Here is an 18,431-nt window from a genome sequence, read left to right on the forward strand (position 1 = left end):
TATCATATTTTCGAACCGTGTGCGTCTCTGTAAGAGTAAAAACATACAGCATGTCGGTTTTGCCTGATTTAACCAACAAAACGTTCAACAGACTGTTAAAAAGCCCGGAAATATCTCATGATAAATTGTCGTCGCTTTCATCGCCCTGTCAGAGCGACGGCACTTCAGACATCCTGTCTGCTTAATGAGGTACGATTAATTGATACAGAATTCTCAACTACCGCGTTTGGATTTAGCCAGAATATTATTCAGCCTGCTGTTTATCACCATTATGATCATTGCCTGTTTTTGGGTGATGCAGCCTTTTATTTTGGGGTTCGCCTGGGCGTGTATGGTCGTGATTGCGACCTGGCCGCTGTTAATCAAAATTCAATCTTTATTATGGGGGCGTCGCTCACTGGCGGTGCTCACGATGACCTTGTTGCTGATACTGCTGTTCGTCATGCCAATCGCTATTTTGGTAAGTAGCGTGGTGGATAACAGTTCAGCCTTAATGAGCTGGGGAGCCAGTCAGGAGAGAATTGCTCCCCCGTCAATGGACTGGTTAACCACCATTCCATGGGTGGGCGATAAGCTTTTTAACAGTTGGCAATTACTGCTGCAAAGTGGAGGCAGCGGTATTTTTGCCAAGATCCAACCCTATTTTGGCAAAACCGCCACCTGGCTGGTGGCACAAGCGGCGCACGTCGGTCGTTTCCTGATGCATTGTGCTCTCATGCTGATATTCAGCGCCCTGCTGTATTACAAGGGTGAAGCCGTTGCAAAAGCGGTACGGCATTTTGCGATTCGTTTGGGTCAAGAACGCGGTGATACTGCCGTGATCCTGGCCGCGCAATCAATCCGCGCCGTCGCGCTGGGTGTCGTCGTCACGGCCATCGTTCAGTCGGTGATGGGAGGGATCGGACTCGGGTTGTCGGGTATTCCTTATACGACATTACTGACCGTTTTGATGTTTTTGTGCTGTCTTGCTCAACTCGGCCCGCTTCTCGTACTGATCCCAGCTATCGTTTGGCTCTACTGGAGTGGTGACACAACCTGGGGCACCATTCTTTTAGTCTGGAGTTGTGTCGTCGGCACCATTGATAACGTGATTCGCCCTGCGTTGATCCGTATGGGTGCAGACCTTCCCATGTTGCTGATTCTCTGCGGCGTCATCGGGGGATTGCTGGCATTTGGCATGATCGGTTTGTTCATCGGTCCTGTCGTTCTGGCCGTGTCCTATCGGCTGTTATTTGCCTGGGTGAAAGAGATCCCTGAGCCCGAAAGCATTGTGACACCACAGCCCTCCGACGATTCAGTCAAAGATTAACAACCGTCAAGATGGTTCCCTCACGCAGGTGGTCTAACCACCTGCTGTATCAAACAAAAAATAGATTAACAAACCTAATGAAATAAACCTTATTCTTAGGGATTATTCCTAATAAATTGGCGTTTTATCGATTATTACTTCAATTTTACTCACTATCTTCGGTTCGAAATCACCTTACTCTTAAAAAATAATTAACCATTAGGATGATTCTTAATGACTAAATAAGGCATAATCCCTAGCATGAATATCGGAGCTAGTTTTTAACTTACTGTTTGTCAATGAGGTTTCCTCCTCGTTAGAGTCGTAACGAATTGCTGTGTGTAGTCTTTGCCCATCCCCTGAGATGGGCTTTTTTTTATCTTACATTCGCCTTCCTGATTTCAACGTTGCTGCTTTACTGTGCGTTACACGAAACATTTATCGCCAGAAATTGCGGTTATCCCTATTTTTGTCGATTAGCTATTTGCATTTGCTCTACTTTGCTTTATTGGTTATGCCCATCATCTTTTACGCGGCAACAGCGTTCATTGAAAACCACTGATTAACACCCGCGTTGCTTCATTTTCTGGAGTTGTTCATGACCCATTTCGCGACCAAAGGATTCATTTTAGGCTGTTTGATCGGTTTACTGACCGCCTGTGATAATTCCCCGCCATCATCGCCGCGCCCTTTACTCACCATTGAGGGGAAAACCATGGGGACGTATTACAGCGTGAAAATCAGCGGGGAGTTGGAAGACGATAAAGCGCAATTACAACAGGAGATCGAACGTTTGCTTGAGCAAGCCAATGATGAGATCTCCACCTATCGAGCGCACTCCACGCTGTCAAAATTTAATCAATACCAAGGCACAGACCCTCAACCTATCAGCGAAGGGATGGCAGACATTATTCTGGCCGCACAGCGCATCGGTAGAGCGACAGACGGAGCCATGAATATTACCGTTGGTCCGTTGGTCAACCTGTGGGGATTCGGGCCGCAAAAACAACCTGTGACGATTCCATCACAGCAACAGATTGATCTGGCGAAACAAAAAGTCGGTTTGAACCACCTGACCTTATTCAGTGACTTTCGTGGAGAGTGGCTTCAGAAAGATCGACCCGATTTATATGTTGATCTTTCTACACTGGGTGAAGGCTACGGTGCCGATATTCTGGCACAACTCATGACCCGTAAAGGAATTACCAATTATCTCGTTTCAGTCGGTGGGGCGATTTCCAGCCGGGGAATCAATTCGGAAGGGAAACCGTGGCGCGTCGCTATCCAGAAGCCGACCGATCAGGAAAATGCCATGCAGGCCGCCGTAAATTTGCAAGGCTACTCGATCAGTACCTCCGGCAGCTATCGGAATTATTTTGAGCAAGACGGGAAGCGTTATTCCCATGTTATTGATCCTGAAACAGGACGTCCCATTACTCACCAGCTAGTCTCTGTCACCGTCATCGCGCCCACCGCGCTGGAGGCGGACGGCTGGGATACGGGGTTGATGGTTTTGGGAACGGAAAAAGCGTTAACGATTGCTGAAAAACAAGGATTGGCCGTTTATTTAATCACCAAAACAGATAACGGTTTCAGTGCCATCATGACACCGCAGTTCAAATCATTCCTGATGACACCATGATATACTAGGAGCAAAAATAAGCCCGATAGCCTCTATCGCTACCGGGCCCGCTATTTAGTGAATGATACTTCACAAAATAGGTTTCTACCGTTATTGGCGTTCCGCCAGATTCAACCAGGTCTGCACAACCGTATCCGGATTCAGGGACAAACTATCGATCCCTTGTTCCATCAACCAGATAGCGAAATCTTCATGATCCGACGGCCCCTGACCACAGATGCCAACATACTTACCCTGTTTCTTCGCCGCTTTAATGGCCATTGACAGTAGCGCCTTGACAGCATCATTGCGTTCATCAAACAGTGCGGAAACGACACCAGAATCTCGATCCAGCCCCAATGCCAGTTGCGTCATGTCATTTGAACCGATGGAGAAACCATCAAAGTGTTGCAGGAATTCATCGGCCAGTAAGGCGTTGGATGGAATTTCACACATCATGATAATCTTCAAGCCATCCTCACCACGGCGTAACCCCTGACGAGCCAACTCTTCGACGACCGCTTCGGCTTGCGCAACGGTACGGACAAACGGGATCATAATTTCCACGTTTTTCAAGCCCATCTCATTACGCACGCGTTTCACGGCGGCACATTCCAGTGCAAAACAATCTTTGAAATCAGGGGAAACATAACGACCCGCGCCACGGAAGCCCAGCATCGGGTTCTCCTCTTCTGGCTCATAACGCTCACCGCCAACCAGATTGGCATACTCATTCGATTTAAAATCGGATAAGCGCACAATCACTCGTTTTGGTGAGAATGCCGCCGCCAGCGTAGCAATCCCTTCTGTCAGACGACCGACATAAAATTCAACCGGATCGTCATAACCGTTCATCAATGCTTTGATCTCACGCTGTAGCTCTGGCGTCTGTTGGTCAAACTCCAGCAACGCACGTGGATGCACGCCGATCATACGGTTGATGATGAATTCCAGACGAGCCAGCCCAACGCCATCATTCGGCAGGCAGGCGAAATCAAATGCACGATCTGGATTACCGACGTTCATCATGATTTTCAACGACAGATCGGGCATTTCATCGATCTGGGAACTCTTCACGGTGAAATCCAGCAGATCGTGATAGACATAACCGGTATCGCCTTCGGCACAGGAAACGGTGACCTTCTGGCCATTATGGAGCCGCTCCGTCGCATCACCACAGCCAACAACCGCAGGAATACCCAGCTCACGGGCAATGATTGCCGCGTGACAGGTGCGTCCTCCACGATTGGTGACAATCGCGGCGGCTTTTTTCATGATCGGTTCCCAATCAGGATCGGTCATATCCGTCACCAGAACATCGCCTGCATTAATAAGATGCATTTCGCTAATGTCCTGAATCACTTTGACTTCACCGGCACCAATGCGATGACCGATAGCCCGGCCTTCCACCAGTACATTGCCGCCAGCGGGTAAATGGTAACGTTCCATCACCTGACCGTTAGAGCGAACGGTTTCCGGACGCGCCTGGACAATATAGAGTTTACCAGTGTGACCATCCTTCGCCCATTCGATGTCCATCGGACGCCCGTAGTGTTTCTCAATCAATAGCGCCTGACGCGCCAGCGCCTGAACTTCGTCGTCCGTCAGACTAAAACGCGTACGCTGTTGCTCAGGAACATCTTCGATTCGAACCTGCTTGCCGTGTTCCTGACTTGCGGCATAGACCATACGAATCTTTTTCGACCCCATGTTGCGACGAACAATCGCGGGTTTGTCATTGAGCAACGTGGGCTTATGCACATAAAACTCATCAGGGTTAACGGCTCCCTGAACCACCATCTCACCCAAGCCATAAGCGGAAGTAATAAACACCACTTGATCGAAACCTGACTCCGTATCAATGGTAAACATGACACCGGCCGCCGCCAGATCGGAACGCACCATGCGCTGTATGCCCGCCGACAACGCGACACCACGATGGTCATACCCTTGATGCACACGATAAGAAATAGCGCGATCGTTAAACAGAGAAGCAAATACATGCTTCACCGCCACCATCACCGCATCAATACCTTGCACATTCAGGAACGTTTCCTGCTGCCCGGCAAATGACGCATCTGGCATATCTTCTGCCGTTGCAGAAGAGCGCACCGCAAATGAAGCTTCTTTTTCACCGTCAGCCAGTTGCTGGTACGCATCACGAATCGCGTTTTCCAGCTCAGGCTGGAAGGGGGTATCAATAATCCACTGACGAATTTGCGTACCGGCTTTCGCCAATTGATTCACATCGTCAATATTCGTATTGTCCAGCAATTCATAAATACGCTGATTAATACCGCTTTGATTAAGGAAATCATTAAACGCCTGTGCCGTTGTCGCAAAACCATTCGGGACAGCTACACCCAATTCTGAAAGGTTGGTGATCATTTCACCCAGGGAGGCATTTTTTCCCCCCACCCGCTCAACGTCGTGCATACCGAGCTGGTTATACCAGAGGACATTACGCAAATCAGGGCCGTTATTGGACATCGAAAATAATCCTTTCTGCATACAATTAGGGTATGAAAGAGTTCGGTTGAGAATTAACCTCAACGCGATCAGGGTAGCATAGCGTTTTATAAAGCATGGACAGGTGAATCGTTCAACCTATGAAAAAAAACTGATTTCAGCGGCAGGTCTTGCTTAATGAAGTAAAAATCCAATATCGTAAAAGATTAGTATCGTTATCATTAAGATAATGAAATGGCGTTTCAATAAAAGTATTGAAAAAACGTAATTTTTGACGAGCTTTTTTGTTTTTACTGAGATAAAAACCTTTAAGAGGTTCATGTGGAAAGAAGCGTATTTTATATCTCCGACGGTACAGCGATCACAGCAGAAGTATTGGGCCATGCGGTGATGTCACAATTTCCTGTGGATACGGTAAGCCATACCTTACCTTTTGTGGAAACCGAAAGCCGCGCCAGAGCCGTTTGTGAACAGATCAATACGGCCTATCAACAGAGTGGTTTGCGTCCACTGGTTTTCTATTCAATTGTCACCCCAACCATTCGTGACATTATTACCAGCAGTGAAGGGTTTTGTCAGGACATTGTCCAAGCGCTGGTGGCCCCCTTACAAAAAGAGTTAAATATTACGCCGACACATGTAGCCAATCGAACCCACGGTCTGACCGCCAATAATCTGGGGAAATATGAGGCTCGTATCGCCGCAATCGACTACACGTTAGCGCATGATGACGGTATTTCACTGCGTAACCTCGATCAGGCTCAGGTCATTTTACTGGGCGTTTCTCGCTGCGGTAAAACGCCGACAAGCCTTTATCTCGCCATGCAATTCGGTATTCGTGCCGCAAACTACCCGTTTATTGCTGATGATATGGACAATCTGCGCTTACCGGATGCGTTAAAACCGTTCCAGCATAAGCTGTTCGGTTTGACCATTGATGCAGAACGTCTGGCGGCGATCCGCGAAGAACGTCGAGGCAATAGCCGCTATGCCTCTTTGCGTCAATGTCGTATGGAACTTGGTGAAGTTGAAGCGCTGTATCGCAAACATCAAATTAAATACATCAATACCACTAATTATTCTGTTGAGGAAATTTCCGCCAAAATCATCGACATCCTGGGAATGAATCGAAGAATGTACTAGTACGTGAATATTTTTTGTGTTGATACGGTTGAAATGTGTGTCGTTTCGTTTATTGTGAGTTCCATCACTTCCCGGTATTTCGCCGTTGAGAAGCAACCCATTTAGTTGAGATCCCTATCCTGATAGGCAGATGTTCATTGAGCAAAAACGACACACCGTCATGCAGCGTACGAATAAGATGAGTAATAGCGCATCACAATGATGCGTTATTGATATTCCCGTTTGGTTTAAATACGGTTTGCCATGCCCGTTTTGCATTTTACTACGCGATAATTTTTATCGCGTTATTGCCATCCCATACACGATAAACGTGTTCTGTGGCCAATGACATTGTCTCTGGAAGTAGGACTTCGACTGACAAGTTCAGAGAGATGACATGCACCAAACAGATGAACTGCGAAGCAGACGCATCGACAGTCTAATCACGCCCCATGCTTTACTTAGCAGATTACCACTGTCAGCCGACGTTGCTGAAAACGTGACGGCGTCACGAAAAAAGATTGAAAACATTCTTACTGGCCAAGATCGCCGTTTAATGGTCATTATCGGGCCCTGCTCCATCCACGATATCCCAAGCGCGATGGACTATGCGTACAAACTTGCTGAGCAACGAGTCCGCTATCAGGATCGCCTGGAAATCGTGATGCGGACCTATTTTGAGAAGCCTCGCACCGTTGTCGGCTGGAAAGGCATGATTGCCGATCCAGCGCTAAATGGCTCTTTTCTGGTCAACGAGGGGTTGGAACAGGCCAGACGTTTATTGTTAGACATCAACAAGCTGGCATTACCCACCGCGACTGAATTCCTTGATATGGTAACCGGCCAGTTCATTTCCGATTTGATTAGCTGGGGCGCGATCGGAGCTCGTACAACGGAGAGCCAGATCCACCGTGAAATGGCTTCCGCACTCTCCTGCCCCGTCGGCTTTAAAAATGGCACAGATGGTAATATCCGTATTGCGGTTGACGCCATTCGTGCGGCTCGCGCTCAACACATGTTCCTCTCACCGGATAAACAAGGTCAGATGACCATTTACCAAACACAAGGTAATCCGTTCGGTCACGTGATTATGCGTGGCGGTCAAAAGCCCAATTATTATGCAGACGATATCGCGGCAGCTTGTGCTCATTTACATGAGTTTTCATTACCAGAACATCTGGTTATCGACTTCAGTCATGGAAATTGTCAGAAGCAGCATCGTCGCCAAATGGTGGTTGCCGATAACGTTTGTCAGCAAATTCGCGCCGGATCGCGTGCTATTGTGGGCGTGATGGCCGAAAGCTTCCTGATAGAGGGCAATCAACCCATCAATGCGCCACAAGCGCTAACCTACGGACAATCCATCACCGATCCTTGTCTGGGTTGGTCGGATACGGAGACATTACTGGCGCGTCTGGCGGATAGTATCGACAGTCGTTTCTAGCCGCTCCATCGTAAAAAGCGTCTGTTTACGCAGTGGCAAAAAGTTTTGGTTAAGTGCGGCGAATACCAATAGGATTCCCGCACTCACTCACCGCTTACTGGCATCGACCTATCATTCACTCTTACCGTCCTCCCTTACCGTCGTATTAAGAAAAATTCACTTGATGTAACGTTTTTGTTACATGAAAATGATTCTCATTAATTTCTAGCAATGTTACGACAAAGAATAAGGAAGCGAGAATGCAGACGTCTATTTACCAACAATACCTCCAGGCCAAAATTGCCCATCCACGCCAATATGCGCGTGATTTAGCCGGAATGCTTGGTATTAGTGAGGCAGAACTGACGCACGCACGCGTCGGACATGATGCCGTTCGCTTACAAGGCGATGCCAAAAGCTGGCTGAGCGCACTGGAACAAGTGGGCAATACGAAATCCATCACCCGCAACCAGTATGCCGTGCATGAACACGTTGGTTATTATCAGAATCAGTCTCTGGATGGTCACGCAGGTCTTATTCTAAACCCTCGTGGTCTGGATTTGCGCTTATTCCTGCACCAGTGGGCAACGGCGTTTTCTCTGATCGAAACCACGCCACGAGGCGAACGTCAAAGCATCCAATTCTTTGATCATCAGGGGGATGCCATTCTTAAAGTCTACGCGACTGATACCACCGATATGCAAGCCTGGCAGCAATTTATTGAAAAATTCACTCAGGCTGAAAATCCGGCATTAACGCTTCGCCCGTTGGCAAATACTGAGGCATCAGCGTCCTCTGTTGACGTTCCCGCACAATTCGAAGCGGATTGGCGTGAAATGACCGACGTACACCAATTCTTCATTTTGCTGAAACGCTATAATCTCACTCGTCAACAGGCGTTTCAGGCCGTTAGCGATGATCTGGCTTACCGCGTTGATAATGATGCGCTATCACAAATTCTGACGGCAGCCCGTGAAGATCAAAATGAAATTATGGTATTTGTTGGCAATCGGGGTTGTGTGCAGATTTTCACTGGCGAAATACAACGCGTAGAACGTATGGAACAACATGCTGAATGGATTAACATTTTTAATCAGGATTTCACCCTGCATTTGATTGAGAATGAGATTGCCGAAAGTTGGGTCACACGTAAACCCACAGCCGACGGTATTGTCACTAGTCTGGAACTGTATGCCGCCGATGGTACACAGATCGCCCAACTCTTCGGCCAGCGTACCGAAGGCACGGCGGAACAACAGCAGTGGCGCGACCAGATTAGTGCGCTGAAACCGCTCAAGGAGCTTGCTGCATGAAAAACTGGCTAATTCCATTATTGCTCGCATTGCCGTTAAGTACGTCGGCGGCTGAGCGTCTTATTTCCATTGGCGGTGATGTCACCGAAATTATTTATGCATTAGGTGCAGAGAAAGACCTGATTGCCAGAGACAGCACTAGTCTGCATCCTGAAGCGGCCATCGCATTACCGGATGTCGGTTACATGCGCCAGCTTAACACTGAAGGCATTTTGTCGATGAAACCCTCACTGGTGATTGCCAGTGAACTTTCCCAGCCTTCATTGGTTTTACAGCAGGTTGCCGATAGCGGGACAAAAGTCATTCAGATTCCGGCTAAACCGGCACTGGATACCGTACCGCAAAAAATCAGCGTTATTTCTCAAGCGTTGCATCGAGAAGCAGAAGGCAAGAAACTGGCAGAAACCTACCAGAAAGAATTGGCCGCTATCGCTAATACGCCATTACCGGTTAACGTCCTGTTTGTACTCAGCCACGGCGGAATGAGCGCGATGGCTGCCGGAAAAAATACACCGGCCGATACGATTATCCGTAGCGTCGGCTTAAAAAATGCGATGCCAAATGTAGAGCGCTATCAATCGCTCTCACAGGAAGGCGTGATTGCCAGCGCACCCGACCTCATCTTGATTTCCAGCCAGGGATTAAAAAGTCTGGGTGGTGAAGCGCAGGTTTGGAAATTACCGGGGCTGGCTCTGACGCCTGCGGGAAAAAACAACCGTCTGCTGGTTGTTGATGATATGGCGATGCTTGGCTTTACGCTGGAAACCCCCGCGCTTATGGCTACGCTGCGTCAAACGGCAGAAAAAATCAAATGACGAGACGGTTCCATCCTCGTTTTTGGCTCGCTGCTTTACTGCTTTTGTTGTTGATATTGATGATCGGTGCGTCAAATCTTGGCGCACTAGCATTGTCATTTCGGACACTCTGGCAAACCCCTTTTGACGATCCGCTCTGGCATATTTGGCTGAATATTCGTATTCCTCGCGTTCTGCTGGCCGTTCTGGTCGGTAGTGCGCTTGCCTGTTCAGGAGCCATTATGCAGGGGTTATTTCGTAATCCACTAGCCGATCCCGGCTTGCTGGGTATCAGCAGCGGTGCAGCCTTATCCGTTGCGCTGACGATTGTTCTCCCGCTTGGCCTTCCCCCGTTGTTATCACTTTATAGTCCAATGTTGGCTGCCTTTGTCGGTAGTCTGGCGATTACTGCGGTTATTTTCGCGCTTAGTCGAGGCGAACACGGCGGATTGACCCGACTATTGTTAGCCGGTATTGCGCTTAACGCCCTGTGTGGCGCGGCGGTGGGGGTATTGACTTATATCAGTAATGATCAACAACTGCGCCAATTTTCCCTGTGGGGCATGGGGAGTTTAGGACAGGCGCAATGGCCGATGCTGTTAGTTTCAGCCACTCTCGCACTGCCTGCCATGGCGATCACCCTATACTATACTCGGCGCTTAAACTTGTTACAGCTAGGCGATGAAGAGGCTCATTATCTCGGCATCAACGTCAAACGAACCAAATATACCCTTTTGCTATTGAGCGCTTTGCTGGTTGGCGTGGCTGTGGCCGTTAGTGGTGTTATCGGCTTTATTGGGCTGGTGATCCCACATTTGATTCGAATGAATCTGGGTGCCGATCACCGTTGGCTTATTCCCGGTTCCATATTGGGAGGCGCGTGTCTCTTACTGATTGCGGATACGCTGGCTCGTACATTGCTCTCTCCAGCAGAAATGCCCGTTGGACTGCTTACCAGCCTGATCGGTGGCCCTTACTTTTTATGGCTGATCGTGCAACATAAGGGGCGTAGCAATGAGTAATCCAACCTCGCTCGACACGTCGCTGATTGCCCGCCATCTCAGCTTTCAGGCTGGAGAACATCATCTCACCAAAGATGTCTCGCTTGATGTTCATTGTGGTGAAATTGTCGCCATTATCGGTCCCAATGGTGCGGGCAAATCAACGCTACTCCGCCTGTTAACGGGCTATCTGACGCCACAACAGGGTGAATGCCTATTGGCGGGAAAACCCTTTGCACAATGGCAACCGAATGCGCTGGCAAGAACCCGTGCTGTTATGCGTCAGCACAGCGGAATGGCATTTGCCTTTAGCGTAGAAGAGGTGGTCGCCATGGGGCGCACGCCTCATGGACGCGCTCAGGATAATGATAGGATCGTTAAGCAAGTGATGGCGCAAACAGGGTGCCTGGAACTGGCCAGTAGAGATTATCGCCATCTTTCGGGGGGAGAACAACAGCGCGTTCAGCTCGCCCGAACCCTGGCGCAACTATGGCATGACCATCCCACTCCAGGCTGGTTATTTCTGGATGAACCAACGTCGGCGCTGGATTTATACCATCAACAGCATCTGTTACGGCTTCTGAAACAACTCACCCAACAACAACCACTGGCGGTATGTTGCGTACTGCACGACCTGAATCTGGCAGCGTTGTATGCAGACAGGATCCTGCTATTGCACGCAGGTGAATTAGTGGCACAAGGTACACCCGTAGAGGTACTGCAAACTGACGTGCTAACCCGCTGGTATCAGGCGGATCTCAACGTCAGCCCTCACCCTGAATACCCTGTACCGCAAGTTTATCTGCGACGGTAGCGGAGCAAAGGCCGGTTTTTACCGGCCTTTTAACAAATAAAGAAGGGACAACCAAAGGTTCTGACACATTAGCTGGAACACGAAATCGTCAGATGTTTTCCCCACTCCGGAGGCAACGCCGCTAAGTCCTCACTCTCCGGCATATCATCATAAGGATGGCAAAGCACCTGATGTAAACGACTCAGCTCGCTGATGTCGTCATTTTCCGCTCTCGCAATAGCATTCTGTGCCAGATAGTTACGCAGAATATATTTGGGGTTGGCCTGTTTCATACTCAGTTGACGCTCAATATCCGTTTGGTCTTCTTTCATCAAACGCCGACGATAAACGCAGAACCACTCATCAAACGCCTGGCGATCGATAAATTCATCACGCAAAGGAGAGGCGGCAACCTGTTTCTCCGTTTCAGACAGAAGGCGAAAAATGCGGGTAAAATCACACCGCTCCTGCTGCATCAGACGTAAAAGCCCAACGAGAATATCGTTGTCCTGATTATCTGCGGTAAATAGCCCCAATTTAGCTCGCATCAACAAGCCATAGTGCTGCATCAACGCGGGTTCGTAGCGTGCCAGCGCATTTTCTAACGTATCAGTATCCATCAATCCGGATAATGCCTGAGCGAGACGATGGAGATTCCACAACCCTACCGATGGCTGATTATCAAAGGCATAACGTCCCTGATGATCGGAGTGATTGCAGATATAATCAGGCTGGTAATCATCCAGAAAACCATAAGGACCATAATCGATCGTTAACCCCAGAATAGACATATTGTCCGTGTTCATCACGCCATGAGCAAAACCAACGGTTTGCCAATGCGCAATCAAACGCGCCGTTCGTTCAACAACGTCACCAAACCATAACGCATAGCGTTGTTCATCTTCCCGCCATTGCGGCCAGTGACGGGCAATAACGTAGTCGGCAAGTTGCCGAACCTTGTCTGGCTCACGACGATAGTAAAAATGTTCGAAATGACCGAAGCGAATATGGCTTTCAGCCACCCGTAGCAGCATCGCGCCTTTCTCCTCCTGCTCTCGCTGGACAAGTTGTTCGCTGGTCACTATCGTTAACGCACGCGTTGTCGGTATCCCGAGATGGTGCATGGCCTCAGATGCCAGGAATTCACGAATAACCGATCGCAACACGGCGCGTCCATCTCCCATGCGCGAATAAGGAGTTAGACCGGCACCTTTCAAATGCCAGTCCATCGAACGTCCATCTGCCAATTGCTGCTCACCAAGAAGAATACCGCGCCCATCACCTAACTGCCCGGCCCACATGCCAAACTGATGTCCGCTGTAAACCTGAACTAGCGGCTCCATGCCCGGAAGCAGCGTTTCACCACACCAAACCGCCTGATTTTCAGGCGAAAACCAGGACGCCTCAAGACCCAACTCATTTGCCAGCCCTTCGCTGTAATAAAGCAAACGGGCACCCTGAAGCGGTGTAGGTTTTAGTGCGGTATAAAACCCAGGTAACTGCTGAAAGTAATGATTAACGAACTGTGGCATATGCGGCATCATGTTTCTCCCCTGTAAGAGAAGTGTAGAGTGCCTGCGATGGAATTAACACGGATAGAAAGAAAGGGTATTGGCTATTTACGTTCTCTGTTTTACGTTCTGCATTTAATCAATTGGGTTCTACTTGCGTCCTTAACTCATCAAAATGAACGGCAGACCATAAATCACCTTGAACCGCATCAATATTTAAATTTTTAACCTTATGAAAGCATTCAATGGTATTAATGCTCTTCACCACAATGCCCACCTGCGGATAGTAGTCTTTAATTACCCTCAATAAAGGCTCGACAATATGGGTATTGGGCGGACGCGATAATAAATGCTCAACAAAATGCTGCTCCATTTTGACATAACTGAGCAATCCATCATGCAACGGTTTTAGATTACTTTTTCCACCACCAAAATTATCCAACCAAAGATTAAATGCCTGCCCCATTTGCGCCAGTCGCTCATCATCCTTTCCCAATGATAAGTAAGGAAAATATTCATTAATCGATAATTGAATAAAATCTAATTGTTTAAGCGAACACCATAAAGGGGGATTTTGAATAAAAAGATCGACGACATCACTGTCCACACGCAACACCAATATAATACCATTATCGATAAACCAATGGGCTTTATCCTGAATGAATAATATTTGTTCCTGAATAAAATCATATCGTTGACGGTGATTGAGTAAAGTAAACATAATATCTGACGGCATACTCAGATTACCTGACGAGCTATTAAATCGACTTACCATTTCAACAGCGATAAGCCGTCCTTCCAGACCATAAATAGGCCAGAAAACGTAATCGCTAACATAATCGACCTCTAATCGAATGATCATATGGTGTCGTCAAAGTAAAGTAATACGCCGTCATACTTCAATTCGAATGGCTTAGGGCATTTTGCCAGCCCCGTCGTCACCCCGATTAACCAATCGAGGTTGCCATCCACGTAGACAGTTGCTGTAACGCTTCCCGCTGCTCAGGATATTTCCTGATTAATCGCTGACATACTTCAATAATGCTCGCTGGCCGATATTCCGTACCTTGTAACGCCGTTGCCAGATTTTCGAGCGGCGTCGGATTCAGGCTATCGGTATAAACCTGCGCTCGACTAATCACACCTCGCTCTACATCAAAATGTAACTCTACGCCGCCCCAAGGGAAACGGGTATCAAGTAGATGGGAGAAATCAGGTGCCTGACCGAAATTCCATTCCCAACTACTCTGACGGGCAAATTGTTCACGAAAACCGGGTAAATCAGGCAACGCCGTAGGTGAAATCATTTCAGCGTCACACCGTTCGCCGTAATAATTAAAAAATGCCTCAGTAATCACCTGACAGATACGCGAGTGATCGAGAGTCGGCAAAATCTCAACCAGATTCGCCACCCGCGAACGGACAGAGGTAATACCTTTAGCCTGTAATTTCTTAATATCCGGATTCAGATAATCGGCCAGACGGTTTAAATTAGCATTGAGTAACAGAGTACCATGATGAAAACCACGATCTTTGGTTTCACGATAGGCAGAACCAGAGATTTTACGGCTCCCGTCATGCGTTTCCACAACCAGATCGTTGCGCCCTGACGCGCTGGCGTTGATACCAAGATCGGAAAGCGCATCAAGAATAATCTGTGTCGAAACTTGCTTATCATAGCCGGGTTTGCCTGCCATAAAAGTAAAACAGGTATTACCCAAATCATGAAAAACCGCCCCGCCGCCGCTACTACGACGAGCCAGTTTAATCCCTTCTTCTGCCATTCGGCGCGTATTACATTCTTTCCATGGATTCTGCGCTCGCCCAATCACCACAGTATCTGCATTTCGCCAGAGAAACAACACACGTTGCGTCGGCGGCATTTGCCGAAAAATACACTCCTCAACCGCCAGATTAAACCAGGGATCGAAGGAATCAGAAACTAACAAACGTAGTGAAGACATCACTCGCTCCCTGTCATGGAAAACACATCAGATGCGACGAGCCTGCCAGTACGCACGCTTCCAGTAAACATTATCCAGCGATGATCGAATCACCCCTTGGCTGGTGGAAGCATGGATAAACTGATCATTTTTGTCATAAATGCCGACGTGCAATCCGCTGCTACCGCTGCCCGTCTTGAAAAAAACCAGATCGCCCGGTAATAAGCTGTCACGTTCAATCCGCTCGCCTAGCTCAGTTTGCGCTTCTGTCGTGCGCGGTAATTGAATACCAAACCGATCGCGGAACGTCAGATAAACAAAGCCAGAACAATCGACACCGTTTCGATCCAGACCGCCATAACGATACGGCGTCTTATACCATTGACCGAGTTGATCGTTTAACTGTGCGATCACCATAATAGAATCACTCAGGCGTGCATTTGGTGGGGGGCCTTTATGACTACTACTACACCCGACCATCACCAGGCTTGCCACTATCAACAGATGTCTTAAGCGTATCATGCTTCTTACCTGAAAAATTTACAGATGCCTGTCATGCCCGTAAAGCGTTAGCAATCAGAGCGATATTTTTGTCTAATCTAGACAGAACGGTGACAACAGGCAAGTAAAGACGATTTTTCTGATAGAGAAAGTCAGATGCTATGCGGGATAATCCAATGACGTCCATCGACAATGTGACGTTGGAACTCAACACCAAAGACCGATGACAGCAGAGCCGGACTCATCACGTCATCCGTCGCCCCTTGCGCGATAAGCCGTCCCGCCGCAATCAGCCAAACCTTATCAGCATGGTGAAGGCTATGGTTCAAGTCGTGCGCACACAGAATAATGGTGATACCTGCCAGGCATAGTTGATGTAGTAGCTCATCCAACGCCACCTGTTGCGCAACATCCAGGCTATTGGTGGGTTCATCCAGTAGCAGCAAACGAGCATGAGGGTTCAGCGTTGGCCATATCTGCAAGCATACTGCGGCCAATCGGACTCGTTGCCACTCGCCACCAGAGAGCCGGGTTAAAGGACGGGCCAGTTTATCGGTCAACGCTAAACGGTCAGCAAGAAAATGGACGACCGACTCAACGTTTGTCTCGTCGGCCATTGGCGGTTGGTGTAAACGTAAGTACTGAAACACCGGCATAAACGCTATCGGCGGTTGTTGCTGTGCCAGATAGGCCCGTTGCAACGCCAGATCCTGAGAAGATAATTGGGAAAGCGCTGAGCCTGCTAAATAGACCTCACCTTCCCCTGTCAGTAACCCGGATAACCGGGCTAACAGCGTGCTCTTTCCCGCACCATTCGGCCCGATGATATGTAATAGTTCGCCCGAGCCACACTCAGCATCAACCGGAAACAAACGAGGTCTGGCACCGACCTGCCTCAGTTTTAATAACGGTGTTTCATTCTGTTTCAATTACTTTGCCAACGCCTCTTCCACCGCGTTAACGATCGTTGCGTGATCGGGTGCCAAATCGGGCGCAAAACGCTGGATAACCTGCCCTTGACGGTCAATCAGGAATTTTTCGAAATTCCACAAAATGTCTTCCGGATTTTTCGGTTTACGACCTTTATTGACGAGTCGCTCGTAAAAACCGCTTAACATGGAACCCGTCGCTTTCGGTTGCTCACGAATTAATAGCTGATAGAGGGGATGACGATGAGCGCCGTTGACCTCGATCTTGCTAAACATAGGAAACTGGACGCCGAAGGTTCCCCGACAAAACGCCTGGATTTCCTCTTCGCTGCCCGGTTCTTGTCCGCCAAATTCATTCGATGGAAACCCCAGCACGACCAATCCCCGATCGCGATACGTTTCGTAAATCGTCTCCAGTGCTTCGTATTGTTTCGTCAAACCACACTGCGAAGCCACGTTAACAATCAAGGCAACCTTTCCTTGATAAGCCCCAAGCGTTGTGGCTTCACCCGTGATGGTTTTTAGCGGGATAGTGTAGATTTCGTTACTCATCATAGAGCTCCTTCCATTCTGCGATTCATCAACGCCGCCAGCATTCGTGCTGGCCGACACGGTGTACTAAAGACGATTACGTAGCAGTAGCCAAATAAACCACGGCGATCCCAGCGTAGCGGTAACCACGCCAATCGGCAACTCGGCGGATGACAGCACAATACGCGCCACGGTATCCGCCAGCATCAAAATGGCACCGCCTGCCAATGCACACCCGGTGAGCAAATAGCGCTGATCGGTCAATCCATACAGGCGTAACATATGGGGAATAATTAACCCAACAAAACCAATGACACCGGCCAACGCGACGCTCAATCCGACCAAGATGCCAACAATCAAAACCAGTACGTTACGCCAACGATAAACCGAAACGCCGAGCTGGCGCGCCTGTATCTCCCCCAGAGTCAATCCATTAAGCACCGAACCTTGTCGACTTAACCAGAGAATAAAAGGCAACAGTGCCGCAACCAGCCAGCCATGACGCCAGTCGATGCCGCTAAATCCGCCCATCATCCAGTACATTAACTGTCGTAAATCGAGGCTGGTACTAAAGTAGACCGCCCACGTCATAACAGCGCTGCAAATGATACCCAGCGCCACACCAATCAATAGCAGACGAGCATTGGAAACATGGGCGCGCGCAAAGCGCAGAAGAAGAAAGGTAATGAACAATGCCCCGGCAATCGCACTAAAACTCAGCGTCCAGACGGGAAGTTGTCCCTGCCCCAATAAGACGGTGAGCACCAGTGCGACACCCGCGCCATTGGCAACCCCCAGCAAACCAGGTTCCGCCAGCGGATTATCGAAAATCGCCTGCATCACCGCCCCCGCCATCGCCAGACTGGCTCCGACCAGCATAACAGCCAGCGTTCTGGGCAAACGCAAATGCCAGACAAAAATTTGCTGCGTATCATCCAACCAGGACGTCGGCCAAATCCAGCGATCGCCAGCACACAGGCTGATAATCAGAATCACAAACGTTAGGCATAACAACACGACCAAACGCCATCGATCCCGAATGTGTTGCTGTCGTGTTAATTGGGTATATCCTGGATTGAATAGCTGCATCGGCCACCAGCAATAAAACAAACGTGCCGTACATCGGAGGTGTCCCACATTTTCCCCTCGATGACGACACGAATTATTCGTCTCTCTATGTTAAACGATTTTA

General features: G+C 48.7%; 16 protein-coding genes and 1 other RNA gene. 9 read left to right on the forward strand and 8 right to left on the reverse strand.

Annotation, left to right across the window (positions count from 1 at the left end; genetic code table 11):
- Positions 1–199 precede the first annotated feature (199 nt).
- The 3 genes from ydiK (at position 200) to apbE (ending at position 2,930) form a co-directional block, all read left to right on the forward strand.
- On the forward strand, positions 200–1,309 hold the full coding sequence (gene ydiK / locus ACKPVM_RS03800; RefSeq protein WP_409307042.1) for an AI-2E family transporter YdiK: 1,110 nt from the start codon (positions 200–202) through the stop codon (positions 1,307–1,309).
- A gap of 247 nt (positions 1,310–1,556) precedes the next feature.
- Positions 1,557–1,668, forward strand: an RNA gene (gene rprA / locus ACKPVM_RS03805) — antisense sRNA RprA.
- A 218-nt stretch (positions 1,669–1,886) separates the two neighbouring features.
- A complete protein-coding gene (gene apbE, locus ACKPVM_RS03810) occupies positions 1,887–2,930 on the forward strand; it encodes an FAD:protein FMN transferase ApbE (protein ID WP_409307044.1) in 1,044 nt (347 codons plus the stop codon).
- A 90-nt stretch (positions 2,931–3,020) separates the two neighbouring features.
- Here apbE and ppsA read toward each other — a convergent pair whose 3' ends face one another.
- A complete protein-coding gene (gene ppsA / locus ACKPVM_RS03815) occupies positions 3,021–5,399 on the reverse strand; it encodes a phosphoenolpyruvate synthase (RefSeq protein ID WP_409307045.1) in 2,379 nt (792 codons plus the stop codon).
- Positions 5,400–5,699: 300 nt separating this feature from the next.
- Here ppsA and ppsR point away from each other — a divergent pair, with 300 nt between their 5' ends.
- From ppsR to ACKPVM_RS03845, 6 genes are all read left to right on the forward strand, one after another.
- The gene (ppsR, locus tag ACKPVM_RS03820; RefSeq protein WP_409307047.1) at positions 5,700–6,521 is read left to right on the forward strand and encodes a posphoenolpyruvate synthetase regulatory kinase/phosphorylase PpsR; all 822 of its coding nucleotides are present in this window, start codon (positions 5,700–5,702) and stop codon (positions 6,519–6,521) included.
- 376 nt (positions 6,522–6,897) lie between these two features.
- Entirely contained in the window at positions 6,898–7,944 is a 1,047-nt protein-coding gene (locus ACKPVM_RS03825) for a 3-deoxy-7-phosphoheptulonate synthase (RefSeq protein WP_409307049.1), read from the forward strand.
- 239 nt (positions 7,945–8,183) lie between these two features.
- Positions 8,184–9,236: a hemin-degrading factor gene (locus tag ACKPVM_RS03830; RefSeq protein WP_409307050.1), complete on the forward strand. Its 1,053-nt coding sequence runs from the start codon at positions 8,184–8,186 to the stop codon at positions 9,234–9,236.
- The gene (locus tag ACKPVM_RS03835; protein ID WP_409307052.1) at positions 9,233–10,051 is read left to right on the forward strand and encodes a heme/hemin ABC transporter substrate-binding protein; all 819 of its coding nucleotides are present in this window, start codon (positions 9,233–9,235) and stop codon (positions 10,049–10,051) included. Before ACKPVM_RS03830 ends, ACKPVM_RS03835 begins: the two co-directional genes overlap by 4 nt.
- The gene (locus tag ACKPVM_RS03840) at positions 10,048–11,052 is read left to right on the forward strand and encodes a FecCD family ABC transporter permease (RefSeq protein WP_409307053.1); all 1,005 of its coding nucleotides are present in this window, start codon (positions 10,048–10,050) and stop codon (positions 11,050–11,052) included. Before ACKPVM_RS03835 ends, ACKPVM_RS03840 begins: the two co-directional genes overlap by 4 nt.
- Positions 11,045–11,845, forward strand: coding sequence for a heme ABC transporter ATP-binding protein (locus tag ACKPVM_RS03845; RefSeq protein ID WP_409307055.1), 801 nt, complete (start codon positions 11,045–11,047; stop codon positions 11,843–11,845). Before ACKPVM_RS03840 ends, ACKPVM_RS03845 begins: the two co-directional genes overlap by 8 nt.
- A gap of 68 nt (positions 11,846–11,913) precedes the next feature.
- Here ACKPVM_RS03845 and ACKPVM_RS03850 read toward each other — a convergent pair whose 3' ends face one another.
- From ACKPVM_RS03850 to btuC, 7 genes are all read right to left on the reverse strand, one after another.
- Complete coding sequence (locus ACKPVM_RS03850; RefSeq protein ID WP_409307382.1) at positions 11,914–13,356, reverse strand: protein adenylyltransferase SelO; 1,443 nt, start codon at positions 13,354–13,356, stop codon at positions 11,914–11,916.
- Positions 13,357–13,474: 118 nt separating this feature from the next.
- Positions 13,475–14,197, reverse strand: a complete 723-nt coding sequence (locus tag ACKPVM_RS03855; protein WP_409307057.1) for an EAL domain-containing protein — start codon at positions 14,195–14,197, stop codon at positions 13,475–13,477.
- An 85-nt stretch (positions 14,198–14,282) separates the two neighbouring features.
- Entirely contained in the window at positions 14,283–15,299 is a 1,017-nt protein-coding gene (lplA, locus tag ACKPVM_RS03860; RefSeq protein WP_409307059.1) for a lipoate--protein ligase, read from the reverse strand.
- A gap of 27 nt (positions 15,300–15,326) precedes the next feature.
- Entirely contained in the window at positions 15,327–15,800 is a 474-nt protein-coding gene (locus tag ACKPVM_RS03865; protein WP_409307060.1) for a C40 family peptidase, read from the reverse strand.
- 131 nt (positions 15,801–15,931) lie between these two features.
- Positions 15,932–16,708: a vitamin B12 ABC transporter ATP-binding protein BtuD gene (gene btuD / locus ACKPVM_RS03870; RefSeq protein ID WP_409307061.1), complete on the reverse strand. Its 777-nt coding sequence runs from the start codon at positions 16,706–16,708 to the stop codon at positions 15,932–15,934.
- Positions 16,709–17,260: a glutathione peroxidase gene (locus tag ACKPVM_RS03875; RefSeq protein WP_409307384.1), complete on the reverse strand. Its 552-nt coding sequence runs from the start codon at positions 17,258–17,260 to the stop codon at positions 16,709–16,711.
- Between the two features lie 66 nt (positions 17,261–17,326).
- Positions 17,327–18,328 (reverse strand): vitamin B12 ABC transporter permease BtuC, encoded by a 1,002-nt coding sequence (btuC, locus tag ACKPVM_RS03880; RefSeq protein ID WP_409307386.1) that lies wholly within the window; start codon positions 18,326–18,328, stop codon positions 17,327–17,329.
- Positions 18,329–18,431: the final 103 nt, after the last annotated feature.

It is taken from the genome of Pectobacterium hainanensis (assembly GCF_046237015.1).
Lineage (GTDB): Bacteria > Pseudomonadota > Gammaproteobacteria > Enterobacterales > Enterobacteriaceae > JBJYIN01.